16 protein-coding genes and 2 pseudogenes are annotated in these 19,628 nt (G+C 41.8%); 13 read left to right on the top strand and 5 right to left on the bottom strand.

All coding sequences use genetic code 11. The features are described 5' to 3' along the window. Positions 1–201, top strand: a pseudogene (locus IM322_RS01995) (RNA-guided endonuclease TnpB family protein); the annotation flags it as partial. 39 nt (positions 202–240) lie between these two features. After that, positions 241–816: a signal peptidase I gene (gene lepB, locus IM322_RS01990; RefSeq protein WP_287079052.1), complete on the top strand. Its 576-nt coding sequence runs from the start codon at positions 241–243 to the stop codon at positions 814–816. A gap of 9 nt (positions 817–825) precedes the next feature. Here lepB and IM322_RS01985 read toward each other — a convergent pair whose 3' ends face one another. Further along, positions 826–1,314, bottom strand: coding sequence for a universal stress protein (locus IM322_RS01985; protein WP_149987986.1), 489 nt, complete (start codon positions 1,312–1,314; stop codon positions 826–828). An 18-nt stretch (positions 1,315–1,332) separates the two neighbouring features. Here IM322_RS01985 and IM322_RS01980 point away from each other — a divergent pair, with 18 nt between their 5' ends. Together IM322_RS01980 and pheA are read left to right on the top strand one after the other, a co-directional pair. Then, the gene (locus IM322_RS01980; protein ID WP_287675920.1) at positions 1,333–2,250 is read left to right on the top strand and encodes a ribonuclease D; all 918 of its coding nucleotides are present in this window, start codon (positions 1,333–1,335) and stop codon (positions 2,248–2,250) included. Positions 2,251–2,364: 114 nt separating this feature from the next. Beyond that, positions 2,365–3,219 carry a prephenate dehydratase gene (gene pheA, locus IM322_RS01975; protein ID WP_287675919.1) on the top strand — a complete coding sequence of 285 codons (855 nt, stop codon included), beginning with the start codon at positions 2,365–2,367 and terminating at the stop codon, positions 3,217–3,219. A 48-nt stretch (positions 3,220–3,267) separates the two neighbouring features. On the opposite strand, the gene IM322_RS01970 is transcribed toward pheA, so the two are convergent. Further along, positions 3,268–5,187, bottom strand: a complete 1,920-nt coding sequence (locus IM322_RS01970) for a sensor histidine kinase (RefSeq protein WP_287675918.1) — start codon at positions 5,185–5,187, stop codon at positions 3,268–3,270. Between the two features lie 91 nt (positions 5,188–5,278). Between IM322_RS01970 and IM322_RS01965 the strand changes: the two genes are divergently transcribed. Together IM322_RS01965 and IM322_RS01960 are read left to right on the top strand one after the other, a co-directional pair. Beyond that, positions 5,279–5,959, top strand: a complete 681-nt coding sequence (locus IM322_RS01965; protein ID WP_287675916.1) for a RibD family protein — start codon at positions 5,279–5,281, stop codon at positions 5,957–5,959. Positions 5,960–5,995: 36 nt separating this feature from the next. Next, entirely contained in the window at positions 5,996–7,186 is a 1,191-nt protein-coding gene (locus IM322_RS01960; RefSeq protein WP_287675914.1) for a GNAT family N-acetyltransferase, read from the top strand. Positions 7,187–7,216: 30 nt separating this feature from the next. Here the strand turns inward: IM322_RS01960 and IM322_RS01955 are convergent, their stop codons facing one another. Further along, complete coding sequence (locus tag IM322_RS01955; RefSeq protein ID WP_287675913.1) at positions 7,217–7,801, bottom strand: MiaE family protein; 585 nt, start codon at positions 7,799–7,801, stop codon at positions 7,217–7,219. 28 nt (positions 7,802–7,829) lie between these two features. Next, a complete protein-coding gene (locus tag IM322_RS01950; protein ID WP_287079060.1) occupies positions 7,830–8,351 on the bottom strand; it encodes a DUF3122 domain-containing protein in 522 nt (173 codons plus the stop codon). A gap of 270 nt (positions 8,352–8,621) precedes the next feature. Here IM322_RS01950 and glyS point away from each other — a divergent pair, with 270 nt between their 5' ends. From glyS to IM322_RS01915, 7 genes are all read left to right on the top strand, one after another. After that, positions 8,622–10,754 carry a glycine--tRNA ligase subunit beta gene (gene glyS, locus IM322_RS01945; RefSeq protein ID WP_287675911.1) on the top strand — a complete coding sequence of 711 codons (2,133 nt, stop codon included), beginning with the start codon at positions 8,622–8,624 and terminating at the stop codon, positions 10,752–10,754. Between the two features lie 264 nt (positions 10,755–11,018). Beyond that, entirely contained in the window at positions 11,019–11,408 is a 390-nt protein-coding gene (locus IM322_RS01940; RefSeq protein WP_287675909.1) for a hypothetical protein, read from the top strand. A gap of 83 nt (positions 11,409–11,491) precedes the next feature. Further along, positions 11,492–12,565 carry a magnesium chelatase ATPase subunit I gene (gene bchI / locus IM322_RS01935; RefSeq protein ID WP_287675921.1) on the top strand — a complete coding sequence of 358 codons (1,074 nt, stop codon included), beginning with the start codon at positions 11,492–11,494 and terminating at the stop codon, positions 12,563–12,565. Positions 12,566–12,635: 70 nt separating this feature from the next. Then, positions 12,636–14,051: an AAA family ATPase gene (locus IM322_RS01930; protein ID WP_287675908.1), complete on the top strand. Its 1,416-nt coding sequence runs from the start codon at positions 12,636–12,638 to the stop codon at positions 14,049–14,051. Beyond that, positions 14,048–14,737, top strand: a complete 690-nt coding sequence (locus IM322_RS01925) for a retron system putative HNH endonuclease (RefSeq protein WP_287675907.1) — start codon at positions 14,048–14,050, stop codon at positions 14,735–14,737. The genes IM322_RS01930 and IM322_RS01925 overlap by 4 nt, the downstream gene beginning before the upstream one ends. A gap of 74 nt (positions 14,738–14,811) precedes the next feature. Further along, positions 14,812–15,900 (top strand): glycosyltransferase family protein, encoded by a 1,089-nt coding sequence (locus IM322_RS01920; protein ID WP_287675906.1) that lies wholly within the window; start codon positions 14,812–14,814, stop codon positions 15,898–15,900. A 391-nt stretch (positions 15,901–16,291) separates the two neighbouring features. Beyond that, positions 16,292–18,283: an ABC1 kinase family protein gene (locus tag IM322_RS01915; protein ID WP_287675904.1), complete on the top strand. Its 1,992-nt coding sequence runs from the start codon at positions 16,292–16,294 to the stop codon at positions 18,281–18,283. A gap of 85 nt (positions 18,284–18,368) precedes the next feature. On the opposite strand, the pseudogene IM322_RS01910 reads toward IM322_RS01915, so the two are convergent. Continuing rightward, positions 18,369–19,325: pseudogene (locus IM322_RS01910) on the bottom strand (cytochrome P450); the annotation flags it as partial. Between the last annotated feature and the right edge of the window lie 303 nt (positions 19,326–19,628).

Raw genomic sequence — 19,628 nt, 5'->3', positions numbered from 1 at the left:
ATCAATATTCTTAAAAAAGGGTTGAAATATTCGGGAAATCATCTCAACGGTACTGTTGGGCAAACAGAAACCGACTCAAACGCCTTGGGAGAGTCCGGCCTCTGGATTCTTAATGGAGACATTGAGAATCTAAGCTGTCTCGTTGAACAAGGAATTTCTAACAGCGATGTGGAAAGAATCCCCCATCACAGCGTAGCTTGACGGTGGGAGTATGTCAAACCAACCATCATCTGGGCAATAATGCAAGAGCAAGAAATTAATAAGGACAAATCCAAGAGTTTTTGGGCTTCTATTCGAGAAAATCTGCAAATTATCACTATAGCTTTAATTTTAGCCCTACTGATTCGCACTTTTGTCGCTGAACCTCGTTTTATCCCCTCTGATTCTATGTTACCCACCTTAGCACAGGGCGATCGCTTAGTGGTGGAAAAACTTTCCTATGATTTCCATCCCCCTCGACGGGGGGATATCGTCGTCTTTGAACCGCCGGCACAATTACAATTACAGGGATACCAAAAGGACCAAGCTTTTATTAAAAGAGTGATTGCCACAGCAGGGGATGTGATTGCTGTCAAGGAGGGCAAAATTTACCTGAATAATCAACCCTTGTCAGAGGATTATATTCTAGAATCCCCTCAATATAATTTAATACCTTTGCTCGTGCCAGAGAATAATTTATTTGTCATGGGAGATAATCGCAATAATAGCAATGACTCCCATATCTGGGGGTTTTTACCGGAAAATAACGTGATTGGTAGGGCGGTTTTTCGCTTTTTTCCTTTTAATCGTTTGGGGATTTTAGGGGGGAATAGCTAACAGGAATTTTTAGCCCTGACGATGTTGAACAATTAAGACGGAACAGGGGGCATGATGGAGAACATAATTACTCACACTACCTAAGAATAACTCTCCTAGACCCGATCGCCCACGCCGACCGATGACAATTAAATCAATATTTTCCTCTCGCGCCACTTTACAGATAGTTTTGGCGGCATGACCGTAAATTTGCCGGTATTCTCCCTTTACACCCATTTCTCCCGCCTGATTAGCTCTTTTTTGCAACATGGCCACCCCTTTCTGCTCGAATTCTTCCCATTGTTGCCGCCAAAAATCGAGAGTGAGATCATTGCCCTGGGCGGGGTAAATATCGGCTAAATTGGGTGGAATCGGTAAAGGGCTATAATCTTCTTCAGGGGAAAGGACGTGCAGTAGTAGGAGGTTAGCTTCGTACTTACTGGCTAAGGATACAGCCTCCTTAAAGACACTCTCCCCCATCTCCGACAAATCTACTGCTATCAAGATTTTTTGATACATTTTTCAGCCTCTGCAACCATGCCTTATTTAACGGAATCCGACGCTATTAGGAATGCGATCGATCACTTTGGCCATTTTCCCATTCTTTGGTTAGATACGGAAGTAGCCGATTACGATAGCAAGACTCCCCGTTTGTCTCTGATTCAAATTCTTGCTGATTCCACGGACTTAACGGGTGAGCGGGTGACAATTTTGGATGTTCTTGATCGACCCGATCTTACTAACTATTTTATCACTAAAATCATGCTGGTTGACCGGATAGAAAAGGTTTTTCACAATGCTAGTTATGATTGTAAATTTTTGGGCGGTAAAAGCAAAGTTAAAAAAATTACCTGTACCCTAGAGTTAGCTAAAAAGGTTCCCTACTATATTGCTCCTTTACCCAATTATCAACTAAAAACCGTGGCTGAATGTCTTTGTCATTTTCCCGCTATTGATAAAAGTGAACAGGGGGGGAATTGGGGCAAAAGACCTTTAACCGCGGCCCAGCTAGAATATGCACAAAAAGACCCCGTATATACGGCCCAAATCCATCATCGTCTTTTGCAGCTTTCCCATTTAATTACTCCCGATCCCGCGGGTGAGAATCTGGAAAGATTAACTAATCGTTATTGGGAAATTTACCAGCAATGGAGGATTTTAGATACAGAGATGGAACATCTCAAGGAACGTTTAAAGTCGGCAATTATCCAGCAAAAGGCTGCGGAGATTAACGGGTTTTCGGTCAGTTACCAAAATCGCACCAGCAAAAAAGTTAAACTGGCCGAATTAGCCAAAGTTGTCTATTTATCGGGTCAGGATAGCCAAATATCTCTCTCCTTAACTAATGATCTTCTCAAAGAATTGGGGGATTTAGCCCAAGGGTTAACCATCGAGGAAACTCGCCAAAAAATCAGTCAATTGACCATCAAACAAAGTGAAGCTGACTTGACATGATTATAGCAGAATCCAGCAGATAGGAGATAGGAGTCAATACCAAATTAGGTTATACTTGATATTTATGAAAAAGGCTGTAATAGCTAGAAAAAATTGCTCGCGGGGATAATCTAAATGACTGTAAAGATCGCTTATCTGGGGCCAGTGGGAACCTATTCAGAAACAGCCGCTTTAGCCTATGCTAATAGTTTACCACCCCAGCCTCGTCAATTAATACCCTATCCTAGCATTGCCTTGTCCCTGCGAGCGGTTGTCCAAAATCAGGCCGATTTAGCAGTCGTCCCGGTGGAAAATTCCACCGAAGGAAGTGTGGTAATGACTCTTGATGCTTTATGGCAATTACCAGGGTTACAGATTCAACAAGAATTAGTTTTACCGATTTCCCATGCACTTCTATCTCCTAGACAATCGCTAACAGAAATTAAAACCGTTTATTCCCATCCCCAAGCTTTAGCCCAATGTCAAAAATGGCTAGAAAATAATTTACCTACCGTGCCAATTATTCCCACCAATTCTACCACAGAAGCGATTCAAATTCTCGATCGAGAGGCTAATTCGGCCGCTATTGCTTCTCCCCGGGCGGCAAAACTCTATAATGTACCAATACTAATACAACCAATTAATGATTATCCCGATAATTGTACCCGTTTTTGGGTAATGGCTTTAACTTCCCATCGCCAAGGTGAGCGGATGTCCCTCGCTTTTCAGGTTTTAGATCAACCCGGCGCTTTAGTCAAACCTTTAGAAGTTTTTGCCAAACGTCAGCTTAATTTATCTCGGATCGAATCGCGACCAACTAAAATATCTTTAGGGGAATACATATTTTTTATTGATCTAGAAATTAATCCAGATCAACAGCATTTAATCGCGGCAACTTTAGAAGAATTAACCAATTATACCGATGCGATCGAGGTTTTTGGTGCTTATCAGGTGGTTAATTTGCCTGTAGAAAGTTTAGAGGAATTATAAACTAAATTCCTCATAAATTACAGAAATTAAATAGAGATATTTTAGCTTTTAAGACAAGGGAAGAATCGGCAAAGATGAGTTTTCCTCTGGGGTAGAATCAAGCTTTCTTTCCCCCACTAGAGGAAGAATAATTTCCACAGTTGTTCCTAAACCTTGACCTTGACTAGAGATAGTAATATCTCCCTCCATCATTTTCATCAAATTCTTAGAAATAGCTAATCCCAAACCCGTACCGCTAAATTTTCTGGTTGTGGAACCATCAATCATCACAAAAGGACGGAATAATTTTGATTGTTGCTGGGGGTCTATACCGATTCCTGTATCGATTATAGTAATAATAGCCTGTGGATGTTCTAGGTGAGTTATCAAAGAAATTGTGCCTGTATCAGTAAATTTAATTGAGTTAGAAATAACATTCAAAATTACCTGTTTTAATTTGGTGGTATCAGCATAGACTATAGGAATTTCTGGACAGAAAAGTAAATTTAATTTTAAGCACTTACGTTGCAGCGATGCTGTTTGTAAATTAATAACTTCATTGATAATTTGGTGTAAATCTACTGGTTCAGGATTAACAGAAAGTTTGCCCGCTTCTATTTTAGCAATACTGAGAATATCATCAATAATTTCCAAAAGATGTACAGCTGCATTATCCGCTTGTTGCAGATATTCTTTTTCCTCCTGCTCACTATTACAAAATCCATCCATAACGCAACGAATTGAGCCAATAATACCATTGAGAGGGGTGCGTAATTCGTGGGAAGTATTCGCCAAAAATTGGTTTTTTAATTGATTAGCATTTTCCGCTTCTTGCCAACTCTTAACTATTTCCTCTCCCCAAAGGCGTAAACGTTCGAGCATTTCCTCTAAGGCCGAGGCTAACTGATTAATTTCTCGAATATTAAAGTTCTGTGCTGTAATATTTTGTGAAGGAATTTTCTGAACATTTAAGGCATAATCTCGCAGTTTTTCTAAAGGTCTAGCTAAATCCCTGGCAATCAGTACAATAGCTACTAAATAAGCTAATAATAAACCAGAAATCAGATAAAAAATTGCCTCCCAAATTTGTTGTAGAGGAGCCAGAGCTTGGGAGAGGGGACTAATGGCTAAAACTATCCATTTTGGGGATGATTCTCCCGTAACTGGACTGGGGAGGGAACTATAACCTGCGACTAATTCTTTGCCATATTTCTCGAAAGAAAATAAATGGAGAAATCTCTGTTGACCTCTAACAGCATTAATGATGATTAGATTGAGGCGTTCAGCATCAGCTTCTTGACTGATATGGCTACCAATGCGATCAAAATAGGGATGAGCGAGAATAATGCCATTTTCAGAAATAACCACGGGATAACCCGATAAAGAACCGGGTAAAACCTTCTCACGGTAAAGTAGAGAAGTTTGCAGAATCAGACTAGATTGTAATTGTCCTTGATTATCGTAGATGGGAACGGCAAAAACTAATTCTAATTGACGATTATTATTGGGAGATTTTGTTAAAAGTTGTCGAGGGAAACTTCTCACTAAAACATTCTCGATATTCCCAGCAGAGCTAGTCCGTTTTTCTGTCCATCTTTCCAGGGGCAAAACTTTGATAATTTCTGGTTCACAGGCTCGATTTAATAAAGGTTTCTTGGTCTTAATATCAATTAATTCCACACAGTTAATCTGATTAGGAAGCCGTGCCGTGAATTGTTGTAAAAAAGCTTCTTTTTCGGCTAAGGTTCCCTGTTTTAAAACCAGACTTTCCCCCGCAGTGATAAGATTAGCCTGCAAAAATTGAATTGATTGCTCAATATTGTCTGCTTTTCTGATGGCACTTTCGGTGAGATTTTGACGGGCCGTTTCCAAAAAAGCCGATCGCGCCTTACGATAGGTAATATAAACTCCCATTAGTAGTACAGGTACACTGACTAGGAGTAAGCGAGAGAGCAGAATACGACGAAAGGAGGATTGACCGATAGACATGGGCAGAAATCGGTTTGATTCTTGCTATCAAACTCCAGACTATACTAGCCTATTCACCAATCAGACCGGGTGATATCCCTCATCATTTGCCATGAATCGTCCTCACACCACCGTTATTTTAGCCATGAGTGCCGATGGTAAAATTGCCGACGCATACCAGTCAGCGGCCAGATTTGCTTCGGCTACCGATAAAATGCGTCTAGAACAACATTTATCGCGCATGGATGCCGCTTTATTCGGTGCTAACACCCTGCGCGCTTATCACACCAGTCTTCCTATTCGTCATCCCGATTTTCTCGCATACCGTCAACAACGGGGATTATCTCCGCAGCCGATACAGATCGTTTGTTCTCATTCAGGTCAGCTTGACCGCCGGATGAAATTTTTTCAGCAGCCTTTCCCTCGCTGGTTAATCACGGCAGCGGAAAAAGTGGCGGCATGGGAAAATCGGGGTTTATTTGAGCTTGTCTTAGTCTGCGGTGATTGGAAGGCTATTTTTAGTCAATTTACGGTTTTAGGTCTTAAAAAGCTGGCGATTCTGGGAGGAGGTGAATTAATTGCCTCTCTTTTAGCTGAAGATTTAATCGATGAAATCCATCTAACTATTTGTCCGTTGCTGTTAGGAGGCAATAAAGCGGCAACTCCCCTGGGAGGAACCGGATTTATGGCTGATTCTGCCAGAAAATTACGACTTTTGAGCGTGGAAACCTTGGAAGAAGAAATTTTTTTACATTATTCCCTTGAACGGCAGTCCCATAAATCTCAAAACTAGATTACCTTAAATAAAAAGGTTGACTTATCTTGTCCCATGGTAGAACAGCTTAAACCCCAATATTCTGTCGTTTGGATTGATAAAATGAGTGAGATTCCCCAACAAAAATGGGATGCTCTCGCTCAACCCCTAACTACTCCCTTTCTAGAGTGGGAATGGTTACATAATATCGAAACTTCCGGCAGCGCCACGGGACGCGCGGGGTGGCAACCTGCTCATCTAACAGTTTGGCGCGGTACTGAGTTAATTGCCGCCGCTCCTTTGTATATTAAAAGTCATAGTTACGGTGAATTTGTCTTTGACCATCAATGGGCCGATCTTTCCCTTCGTTTGGGGATTAGATACTATCCGAAACTGTTAGGAATGACTCCTTTTACTCCTGCGGTGGGTTATCGTTTTTTAATTGCTCCGGGGGAAAATGAACTGGAGATTACTGCTTTAATGATAGCGGCGATCGATCATTTTTGTGACCAAAATCATCTGTCGGGTTGTCATTTTCTTTTTGTCGATCCCCAATGGCGAATTTTAATGGAAAATTTTGGCTTTACTCCCTGGTTACATCATAGTTATATTTGGAATAACAAAGGTTTTCAAAGTTTTGAAGATTATCTGACAGTTTTTAATGCTAATCAACGCCGCAATATTAAACGGGAACGGAAAGCAGTGACTAATGCGGGGTTAATTATTAAAACTCTGGCTGCTGAAGAAATTCCCCATCATTTATTCCCGTTAATTTATCGGTTTTATAGCAGTACCTGTGATAAATTTTACTGGGGAAGTAAATACCTGACACAGAAATTTTTTGAACAATTATATCCGAATTATCGTCAGCGAGTGGTTTTGATTACTGCCTACCAAAATGAAAAGGATACTAAACCGGTGGGTTTATCTTTTTGTATTCGCAAAGATACTAATCTTTATGGTCGTTACTGGGGCAGTTTTCAAGAGTACGACTGTTTACATTTTGAAGCTTGTTACTATGAACCGATCGATTGGGCAATTAGTCAAGGTATTACCATGTTTGACCCCGGTGCGGGAGGACAACATAAAAAAAGACGGGGTTTTCCCGCTACTGCTAATCACAGTTTACACCGTTTTTATCATGGCAAAATGACTCAAATTCTCCGCAATTATATCCAGGAAATCAATCAAATGGAACAGGAAGAAATTGAGGCAATTAATCAAGATTTACCCTTTTCTAAGAGAGAAATTGAGTTGAACGAGTAATTTAGATAGGGTTTGTCCCTATTAGTGCAATCAACTATGAATACGAGGTTCCGGGTGCAGATTGGCTAAAATCTCACTTTCGATCGCCGCTAGGGTTTCTAAGCGTTGCTCGATCACTGTCCGTTCAAAATAATCCGCTGCTAATAGCCAATAAATACCATAATGACGCGCTTCGGAAGCCATGAGACTGCGATAAAATTTGCCTAAATCGGGATCAGGACAATATTCTCCCAATAAACCCAATCTTTCGTGGGAACGCGCCTCGATTAAAGCTGATATTAACAGAGAATCCAAAAGGCGATCGGGTTCTTGGTGACGAATCTGCGCCTTTAATTTAGCACCATAAGGGGGAGAATTCAAGGGAGCAAGGGGAATTCCCCATTTATCTAACCATTGATTTACCTGTTCAAAATGTTCTAATTCCTCTTGCGCGATCGCTGTTAATTTCCGCACGAGGGAAGCGTAGGAAGGATAACGAAACATGAGATTTAAGGCCACTCCTGCCGCTTTTCGCTCACAATGGGAATGATCGAGCAGAATAATCCCTAAATTATTAATTGCCTGTTCTATCCAATCCTCAGAGGTGGCACTGACTAATAAATTAATCTTTCCCATCGTCGCTGATTCCAATTTGCTGCATCTTTCACCCTAACCCAAAAAGTCGAACATTTGCCGAAAAAAGCAGACTTTGCCATTCTAAAAGTACAGGAATCGGGATGTTAAGATGACGGGGAGCCTCTAGGGGTAGGGAAAGTTCGATCGCTTCAGTAACGGGTAGCTGCGGTAAGATATCCTGCATCTCGTATTGACCGACGTTAGCTGCTGGTGATTTTTCGGCAAAAGCATCCTTAGCCGCTAAAATTTCGCCTTTAGCTGTCGTTATCGTCAATCTTTCTCCATGGAGAAACTCAATCCCTTCAGGAAATCCCACCAAGCGCAAACTAATTTCTAGGGTTTCCCCATCCTTAATTCGTTTGAACAACACCACCTGCCAAGTACTACCTGTATCATCGCGCAAACTATGACGGGATTGATACAACAGCTGCCCCGGCCCTTCTAGCTGTTGTCGAGTTAGAGCTAGTGCAGACAAGGAAAAATCAATCTCAAAGCTGATAAACAGCAAAAAACTCACGAGAACACAAAATAATAATAGAAATCGTTTCATAACTTTATTGACATAACAGATAAAATATGATAGCAACTTTGTCCCTTTAGCCAAGCTAATGCAATTGTATCGCCATATAGTTATACTAACATACTGTTTAAAAGGGATAGGAGAGTGGGCAGCGCCAGAGCTAGGTCAGGGAAGTTTGAGCATTTGTACTAAAATTTCCAATATGCAGTTTAAATGCAGTACAGCTGATCAAAAACTAAGGACACGGCTTCTGTGATAGCCTAGATGATCGGTGAAGCATAAACACGGCCAATCAATCAGATGGATTTTTTACTGGAAGTCGGTACAGAAGAACTACCCGCAGATTTTGTCGATAGCGCAATCGCACAATTGCAGGAAAGAGTTAGCAAGAGTTTAGAGACGGAATCTCTAGATGCGACTGCTATTCAAGTTTACGCAACCCCGCGCCGTTTGGCCGTGTTAATCACAGGATTACCGACGGATCAAGAAGCTCGCAGCGAGGAGATAAAAGGACCGCCAGTTAGTGCCGCCTACAAAAATGGCAAAATTACCCCCGCTGGTGAGGGTTTTGCTCGAAAACAGGGAGTTAGCACCGCTGCTTTCTCCATTCGCGCCACAGACAAAGGAGAATTTGTCTATATTGAAAAAACGATTCCAGGTCGTCAAACAGCCGAGATTTTAACTGAATTAATTCCCCAATGGATTACCCGTTTGGAAGGAAGACGTTTTATGCGTTGGGGAGATGGAGACTTAAGATTTCCCCGGCCAATTCGTTGGTTATTAACTTTAGTTGATGGGGAAGTTTTACCCCTAGAATTAATTAATGGCTCTACCACTTTAACCAGCGATCGATTAACTTTTGGTCATCGCATTCTACACCCGCAATCCTTAGCCATTAGTCATCCCCAAGCATATTTAACCAGTTTGCGCTCGATTTTTGTGGAAGCGGATCCGCAAGTGCGTCAACAGATAATTACCGCTCAGATTACCACCCTGGCCAAAAAACTCAAGGGAGTGGCAGAAATTCCCGCAGATTTATTAGCAGAAGTGACTAACTTAGTCGAATATCCCACGGCAATTGTCGGCAAATTTGACGATGAATTTCTGGAATTACCCTCAGAAGTAATTATTACCGTGATGGTGACACATCAGCGTTATTTCCCGGTCAAAACTCCCCAGGGTTTGTCCCCCTATTTTATTACTATTTCCAATGGCGATCCCCAGAAATCTGAGATTATCTCCGCAGGAAATGAAAGGGTTATACGCGCGCGGTTAGCGGATGCCAGATTTTTCTATACTGCCGATTGTGATGAACCCTTAGATAGTTTCCTTCCCCAACTGGAAACCGTCACTTTCCAAGAAGAATTGGGAACCATGCGCGATAAAGTCGATCGGATTATGGAAATTGCCCAGATGATCGTCGAACAGTTAAATCTCGATGAACAAAGTCGCAGTGATATAGAGTCCACTGCCATGCTTTGTAAAGCGGATTTAGTTACCCAAATGGTTTACGAATTCCCCGAATTACAGGGAGTAATGGCCGAAAAATATGCTTTAATTAGCGGTGAATCAGCTGTAGTTGCTCGGGGCATTTTTGAACATTATCTGCCTCGCAATGCTGGGGATATACTCCCGGAAACAATCACCGGTCAAGTGGTGGGAATTGCCGATCGCTTAGATACTTTAGTCGGTATTTTTGGACTGGGAATGCTGCCCACTGGTTCCTCTGATCCCTTCGCTCTCCGTCGGGCTGCCAATGCAATAATTAGTATTATCTGGTCAGCCGATTTTAATATCAATCTTTTGGCATTAATTGAGCAAATAGCTCAGGATTTTGTCACCAGTCATCCCGATAAACCCAACCCAGTCAATCTGATTAAAGATTTCTTTTTACAACGTCTGCAAACTCTCTTAATTGATGATTTGAGGATAGATTACGATCTCGTTAATGCAGTTTTAGGGGAAAACGATCCAGAGTATAAGTCTCGCGCTTTAGAAAATTTATTAGATACCCGTGAACGCGCTCGCTTTTTATCCCAAATTCGTCAGGATGGTCAGTTAGCCAACATCTATGAAACCGTCAATCGCTCGACCCGTTTGGCACAAAAAGGAGATTTAGATACAACTACCCTAGAAACCAAGGCAATCATCGATACGGAGTTATTTGAACAATCCTCCGAACCAGCATTTTATGACGCTTTAATTGCCCTAATTCCCGAAACTATCAGCGCAAGAGAGCAAAGAGATTATCAGCGTCTTGTCACTGCTTTAACAGCAATTTCTCCCCTGGTGGCTGACTTTTTTGATGGCGAAAATAGTGTGTTAGTCATGGCAGAAAAAGAATCTGTCCGTCGCAATCGTTTAAATCTGTTGGGTTTACTGCGAAATCACGCGCGAGTCCTAGCAGATTTTGGGGCAATTGTCAAGGGATAATTCAGTGATCCAGCAATTCCAAATTTAAGGTTTCATGACATAAAAATCCTTATGACAAGAGGGTTGTACAATTCTTAACATTTGGAGTGATCTCTGAAATGGCGCCAAATCGTTCCGAATTTATTTTTGCTGTCAGTGATCAGTGATAACTGATCAGTGATCAGTTATCAGTTTACTGTTTACCGTTTACTGCTCACTGTTTACTGTTTACTGATTACTGATTACTGCTCACTGTTTACTGATTACTGCTCACTGATTACTGAAATGGCCGATTCTGAACTACAGCAACAAGTCCAAAGATTACATCGACTGACGGTATGGGGTCGTTGGTTATTCGTGTTGGGTTGTTGGTTAGTGATTGGTTCGGCGAGTTTATGGGTTTTATGGGATGATATAGCTTTAATGCGGCAATATTTTACTTGGACAGCCGTGAGATATGCTTTAGCTTTCAATTACTGGGCTTCTATCGGTCTAGCCTTTTGTGTTGCCATTACAGGAGCAGTGTTAGTCTGGCAAAGTCGCAATATTATTTTAGGACTTTCCCCCAGAGAAAAACTGCGCTTAGAGCAACAGGTGCGGAAAATTCGGGCCAAAGGGCCGGGTCATCCCCTCTGGCGCTGGATACTAAAAAGCAGGGAAAAAGACTTACAATGATAAAGCTTTGCTGAAAGCTGACGGCTAGAACCCCCACTAGATATAATTCTTTACTCAAAAACTATTGACTTTTGAATCAACTTATGACCGTGACTCCCCAAGCTCCTCCGAAAACTCGCCGCGTGGTTTTTCCCTTCACCGCTATTGTCGGCCAGGAAGAAATGAAATTATCCCTAATGCTCAACGTCATCGACCCCAAAATTGGCGGGGTGATGATTATGGGGGATCGAGGTACGGGAAAATCGACCACAATTAGGGCTTTAGCTGACCTTTTACCGGAAATTGACGTAGTTGCTAACGATCCCTTTAATTCTGACCCCAATGATCCCGATTTAATGAGCGATGAGGTGCGGCAAAGGGTGGACGAGGCCATCCCGTTGGCCATTGCCAAGAAAAAAGTCACTATGGTAGATTTGCCCCTCGGTGCGACGGAGGATCGGGTCTGTGGCACAATTGACATCGAAAAGGCCCTGTCAGAAGGGGTAAAAGCTTTTGAACCGGGTTTGCTGGCCAAAGCTAACCGCGGCATTCTCTATGTGGATGAAGTCAATTTACTTGACGATCACCTCGTCGATGTGCTATTGGATTCGGCCGCTAGTGGTTGGAATACGGTGGAACGGGAAGGAATTTCCATCCGTCACCCGGCCCGGTTTGTTTTGGTGGGATCGGGCAATCCAGAAGAGGGAGAATTGCGCCCACAACTGCTCGATCGCTTCGGAATGCACGCCGAGATTCACACCGTCAAAGAACCACCTCTACGGGTCAAAATCGTGGAACAGCGTGCGGAATTTGATGGCAATCCGATCTCGTTTTTAGAGAAATACAACTTAGAACAGGAAGAACTACAAAGAAAGCTAGTGGAGGCCCAAAATCTTTTGCCTTCTGTGGAGCTTGATTATGATCTGCGGGTGAAAATTTCCGAGGTTTGTTCCGAGTTGGACGTGGATGGATTGCGCGGCGATATCGTTACCAATCGCGCCGCTAAAGCTCTGGCCGCTTTGGAAGGACGGACAACTGTGACGGTAGATGATATCCGTCGGGTAATTGTTCTCTGTTTACGTCACCGTTTGCGGAAAGATCCCCTAGAATCGATCGATTCTGGTTATAAAGTCTTGAAAGCTTTTAATCGCGTCTTTGGATTAGAGGAAAATTCCTAAATCTAATTCACCCTCTCTGCGAAGAGAGGGTTTTTTACTTGATTTAGAGATGAAGGCCAAAAAGGGCTAGATGTGGCCAGATAAGCTAGAATTTTATCGATCGCTGTTATTCTCTGGGGGAATGTCGATGTGGGTTGAAAGTATAAAACTCGAAAACATTAAATGCTTCCAGAATCAAGAGATTAAATTTATTAGTAATCCTAATAATCAACGTCGTTGGCGAGCTAAACCTTACCATTGGATCACTTTATTGGGAGAAAATGGAGTAGGAAAAAGCACGATTCTACAGGCTTTAGCTTTGCTGCTCGCGGGACCAGAAGCAGCCAAAGAATTATTACCACGTCCGACTGGTTGGATATGTAATCCTAAAACACCGGGTAAATTAACCGCAGTGCTTCATCAAGAAGAGGGGGATACGGGAAAATTTGGCAATCGACAAAGTTTTTCTTATTCCTATTTTGTTACAGGCACGGAAAGGTTAGAGGTGGGAGAAAGTAAGGACAAACAAACTTATACAGAGCCAGCATTAATCGAAGCAAATAGCAAAGTTTTAAGTTGGTTGCGCGCCAATGCTTTTGCCTCCGATAATAAGGGTTGGTTTGCCGTCGGTTATGGAGCTTTCCGTCGTTTGACAAGAGTGAGTCAAGTGATCATTCCTAGTCTTGAACCCCCGAAACGCTCTAGCAACTTTTTCAGCCAATTTCATGAGGATACATCTTTAAGTTCTTTTGAGAGATGGATGGTGTATTTAGATTATCGAATAGCCAAAAATCCTGAAGATAGTCAAGCCAAACAAATGAAAAAAATCGGCGAAGAAGCAATTACTAAACTGTTACCCGGTAATGTAGAAATTGCTGAAGTAACTGCCGATGGCTTGATTCAGTTTCTAGTTAACGGTCAAAAAGTTCCAACCATTAGTTTATCTGATGGTTTTCGGAGTATGATTGCTTTAGCCGGGGATTTAATTTGGCGATTATTACAATCCTTCCCCGATCTAGATAACCCCACAGAAGCTTCTGGAGTTGTCTTAATCGATGAGTTAGATATTCATTTACATCCCTCTTGGCAAAGGGAAATTGCTGGATGGTTACAGAAAGTTTTTCCCAAGCTTCAATTCTTTGTTGCTACCCATAGTCCTTTAATCGCTGCCGGTGCAGGGACAAATTCTTTAACCCTACGAATCGATCTGGTAGCGGGTGAATTAGAGATTGTAGAAATTCCTTATTTAGAATTAGCTGCCAATGTTGATCGTACTTTAACAAGTGCTGCTTTTGGTTTGAAATCAACCTATCCCACTGATACAGAAAATAAAATTAAGCGTTACCACCAACTAAATCGTAAAAATAAAAATCTGGCAGCAGAAGAAAAGCAAGAATATGAACAACTGTCATTATTTGTTCAAGAAGTTAAACCCTTTAGCGAAATTAGTCAACCTGATAGTTTAGAATCCCGAATTGATGCCTTACTAGAGGAGCGTTTATCTTGATTCCTGTAACGAGAATATCAGAGCCACCCGTATTAGCTAAAAATGCCGCTCGTTGGCTAGAGGCTTTAGAATTAATACAATCAAACAACAAGGCAACTAAAGCTCAAATTAACCAAGCACAAAATAAATATGGTCATCGGGAAGTTAAAGAAGCATTAGTTAAAATGTTTAATGGGAAATGCGCTTACTGTGAAAGCAAAATTACAGTTGTCACCTATGGAGCGATCGAACATTTTTATCCAAAAAGCCAGTATCCTGATCTGACTTTTACTTGGAAAAATTTACTTCTCTCTTGTGATAAATGTAATGATGCCAATCACAAAGGCACAAATTTTCCTCTAGATGATATCACGGGAAATCCTCTATTAATAGACCCCACGGACGGAGTAACCGATCCGAATACACATCTGGAATTTTTTTGGGATGAAATCGCAAAATTAGCCAGTGTTTATGGTCGAGATCAACGTGGTACAATTGTTGAACATATTTTTGATCTCAATGGTCTGCGTGGACGAAAAGAATTAATCAACCATCGCAGTCAATATATTAAAAAGTTGTTAGCATTATTACGTTTAGCAAAACAAGGAGACTCGGAGGCTTTATCTTTACTGCAAGAAGCTTGTCAACTGGGAGCGGAATATTATGCTTTTGCTAGTATTTATATCCTGCCTCATTTGCCTCCCTAAAATTAAGGGTAATTATTATCTACAGTCTAAAAAACAAAATTTCTCGCTTATTATTGTCACCTTACTTGATATTTATGTCTCGTCCTGTTGTTTATTTTGCCGTTACTAATCATGGTTTTGGCCATGCTGTCCGCACTGCTTCGGTAGTAGCTAATGTTATTCAACTTAATCCCGAAATTTTGCCGATATTAGTCACCACTGCTCCGCGCTGGTTATTAGATTCCTACATATCAGGAGAATATATTCAAAGACACCGGGGGTTTGATGTGGGGGTAATCCAATCGGATAGTTTAACGATGGATAAATTAGCTACTAAAGAAAAATTAGAACAAATAATTGCTCAATCAAGGGCAATTATTGCCAGTGAAGTTAATTTTATTAAAACTAATCGTGTCGGTTTAGTTGTGGCCGATTTACCGCCTTTAGCGGCACTAATTGCCAAAAGTGCGGGGCTTCCTTGTTGGATGATTGGTAACTTTGGCTGGGATTTTATCTATCGTGATTGGGGTGAAGAATTCGCCAGTATTAGTGATTGGATTAGTCGTTGTTATAATCAATGCGATCGCTTATTTAAACTGCCTTTAGCAGAAGCAATGACAGCATTTCCTCACGTTAGCGAGGCAGGTTTAACCGGAGGTACCCCCCGCTACAGTGAAGAACAATTGCGACAGGAATTTAAGCTAAATGCCCCTAAAGAAAAAACTATTTTATTGAGTTTTGGTGGGTTAGGATTAGAAGCAATTCCCTATGATAACCTCGCCAGTTTTCCCGATTGGCAATTTATCACTTTTGAAAAAAACGCACCCGAATTGCCCAATTTAGTCCGCTTACAGGATAAACCGGATCGGAGCTATCGTCCCGTGGATTTTATGCCCCTGTGCGATCGAATTATTTCCAAACCGGGATATAGTACCTTTGCCGAGGCTTTAAAATTAGAGGTTCCGATTGTTTCCCTCACTCGAGAAGGTTTCGCCGAATCAGCGATTTTATTGGCTGGAATCCAAGATTATAGTGATCATCAAATTATTAGCAGTGAAGAATTTTTTCAAGGTAATTGGGACTTTTTACGGCAAGCCCCCCAACCGCCACGATTAAAGGTTAAACTGCCTAAAGATGGTGCAGAATCGATAGCGAGAGCTATTGTAGAATACTTTGAGAGGTAATATTAATGATTAACTTAGCTAATTTAACTTCTGATTATTAGCGGTGAATTGAGTTATCGGTCAGCAGACCCTAGTTTATTTAACAAAGTCCTAGAAACCAGCCAAATTACCGCGCTATTTTTTGACAATCACATTCGGGATAATCAGGGCAGTAAGCTAAACGGCTTTTACTTCGGATCACCGATATAGACTCCAAAAGGGTTATAGCTATTGGATCATGCAGGTTAAGCGCCGTTTAGCTTATCAGCCTCGAAATCGTCAAAAATACGGATAACCAGGGGAAAGTTGACGGCGAACCGGAGCATAGAACTAGGGAGACAGAAACAAGATCGGGCAGAAAGCCGATACTTGTTACAATAGTTTACAAATCACCCTGCCCCGTCACCGAACTATGTCCGAACAGATGATCTCCCCAGAGACGCAACCCGAAGAAGCGATTACCGTTGAAGTGCAGCCCATCCATATTCCCGAAGAGCATCGGGAAGATATCGGCCCCATGGATGACAACGTAGCCGAGAGTTGGCGCTACAATCCCCAAGTGATTAACGACTATTACCGTGGGCGACCTCTAGACGTTGTGGGGAGATTAATCGAAATTGCCCTACCGGTTTTATCTTTTGTCATCGGTATCTGGTGGGATAAACTGCGGGGAAAATCGCCAAAAAATGAAATTAGACGGGCCGTACAATTGCGGGAAATGTTGACCAAATTGGGACCGACCTATATTAAGATCGGTCAAGCTCTCTCTACCAGGCCTGATTTAGTACCGCCTTTATATTTAGAAGAATTAACCACTCTCCAGGATCAAATACCCTCTTTTCCTAACGAAATTGCCTATCGTTTTATCGAGGAAGAATTAGGTTATTCTCCCCGGGAAATTTACGCAGAATTATCCCCCAATCCCATAGCGGCAGCTTCCCTAGGACAAGTTTACAAAGGTAAATTAAAAACCGGAGAGAGAGTCGCCGTTAAAGTACAGCGTCCCGATTTGATTCGCTGTATAACTTTAGATGTGTATATCATGCGTAGTTTGGCGACTTGGGTGAAAGGTAATATTAAAAGACTTCGCTCCGATTTAGTGGCAATTACCGACGAATTAGCCGCTCGTATTTTTGAAGAAATTAATTATCTGCACGAAGGACAAAACGCCGAAAAATTCGCTCAACTTTATGGTCATATTGCCGAAATTTACATCCCCAAAATCTACTGGAAATATACCGGGAGACGGGTTTTAACCATGGAGTGGGTGGACGGCACAAAATTAACTAATATCAAAGAAATTCAAGCTCAGGGTATTGATGCCACCCACTTAGTTAATGTGGGGGTGCAGTGTTCTTTGCGTCAATTACTTGAACACGGATTTTTCCATGCGGATCCCCATCCGGGTAATTTATTAGCAACTCCCGACGGTAAATTAGCTTATCTTGATTTCGGCATGATGAGCAATATTGAACCCTATCAACGCTACGGTTTAATCGAAGCGGTGGTGCATTTAGTCAACCGGGATTTTGAGTCTTTGGCCAAGGATTACGTTAAGTTAGACTTCCTGTCACCAACTACCAATTTAGAGCCAATTGTTCCCGCTTTTTCGGAAGTTTTTGGTAATGCTTTAGGGGCGAGTGTGGCAGAATTAAACTTTAAAAGTATCACCGATAAAATGTCGGCGATGATGTATGAGTTTCCCTTTCGAGTTCCTGCCTATTATGCCCTGATTATTCGCTCAATGGTGACTTTAGAGGGAATAGCGATTGGCATTGATCCTAATTTTAAGGTACTTAGCAAAGCCTATCCTTATATTGCTAAACGTCTGCTCACCGATCCTTCCACGGAGTTGCGAGATTCCCTGCGGGATTTATTGTTTAAAGACGGTACTTTTCGCTGGAATCGTTTAGAAAATCTCTTGCGTAATGCTAAAGATTCTAATGATTTTAACTTCGATAAAGTCACCGATCAAGCGCTAGATTTTCTCCTTTCAGACAGGGGTATATTTATCCGCGAAAAATTAGTGAATGAGTTAGTAAATGCTCTCGATAACTTCGGCCGTCGAACTTGGTTTAATCTCACGGTTAATTTCCGGGAACAGGTGGGTTTAGCGGTGCAAGAAACTCCCCCAGAATTATTAGGTGATGCTAAGACTTTTGAGCATCTTCGCAACGTCTTTAGTATTTTACAGGAAACGAAAGGATTCGATGCCATGGCTATGGTGCCAGTGATGACTAAACTAATCGCTAAACCCGAAACCCAACAGATGGGACAAAAAATTGCTGAAGGTTTGCTACAAAAATCCCTAGCGCGTTTAATTCGTTACTTAGTTCTCGAATTCGATACACCAAATCATCAGCAAAATGGAGAATTATCGAAAGCTTTACCCGCTGCCGATTAACCTCTGTTCAGCTTAGTTCCAGCGAAAGGCCGTGAAATAAATTTCACGGCTCTGAGCAAAACGCTAAACTGTTTTTAAAGTTTTTTTATCGGGGTTTAAAGGTGACTTGTAAACCGTCGCGAGGATGGGGAGTGGGGATAGCGGTGAGGGTGAGATCTTGATTGGGGAGTAATTGCCAATCGTATTTTTCTACTAAACGGACGGCTAAAATTTTCATCTCTAAACGAGCGAATTCTTTGCCAATACATTCGCGTAATCCCGCACCAAAAGGGATATACCCGTAGGGTTTTTCCTCGGCTAAAAAGCGATCGGGATCGAAGGTTTCAGGATGAGAATAAATATTATTATCTTTATGAGTATTGGTGATTTGATACTGCACCACCCATCCTTTCGGCAAATGATAACCGTTAAATTGACAGTCTTCTACTACCCGACGGAATCCTCCTCCCACGGGGGGAGTAAAACGTAAAACTTCCTTTAAAACGCGATCTAAATAGGTCATCTGTTTGAGGGTATCGACGCTTAAAGGAGTCGATAGGTCAAAATTAGTTATTTCCTCAAGGACAAGCTGAAAAATATCGGGATGCAGTGCCATTTGTAGGCAGAAAGTGGCGATAGCAGAGGTTAAAGTTTCATGACCGGCAAAGAGTAATAATAGCACTTGATCCTTTAATTCCGCTAAGGATAAACTTTGACCGTTTTCGTCCTTAGCTTGTAAAAGAATACCAAGAGCATCTTGGCCTGGGTCATCATTTTTTTGTCTTTCTAAAATGATAGTTTCGATCGCTTGCAGTAATTCTTCTCGACAGCGTAATGCTTGGCCGAAAGCTGTCCAGGGAAGGGGAAGGGGAAGGCTAAATAATCCCGCACACCAAGTATCAAAAGCTTCTCCTAATTTGGTAGCAGAACCCTGGTCAAGACCGACAAATAATTTACAGGCGATATCGAGAGTATAGTTTCTTAACTCAGGATACCATGACAGGGTTTTTGCAGTTTGCCAACGCTCTAAATAGTGAGCGGTAATTGTTTCTACCGTAGGGATTTGACATCCTCGCCGCCGTAAAACGGACGGCGATTCCTCACCACGCCACTTTTTTAGGGTGGTCGCTGAACGGGGTTGACGCAGATAGCGAAAAACGCTTAATTGCTTAAGTCTGACACTTTCGACCCGTCCGTTTTCAGTGTCCGAATGCCCTCCGGCCACCTTGAACAAGTCGAAAAAATCTCATGTTCAACCTTATTTCCTAGAAAGTTTTACTCGTTCAAGGCCGAATTTGAAGTCTTTTCTGAACGAAACCCCTTACTATCTGTTGTCAAGGTTCAGTTTTTAGCTTGGTTATCGCTT

It is taken from the genome of Microcystis sp. M109S1 (genome assembly GCF_020247025.1).
GTDB lineage: Bacteria > Cyanobacteriota > Cyanobacteriia > Cyanobacteriales > Microcystaceae > Microcystis.
Note: the sequence above shows the minus strand (reverse complement) of the source record. Positions and strands in the feature narration are given on the sequence as shown.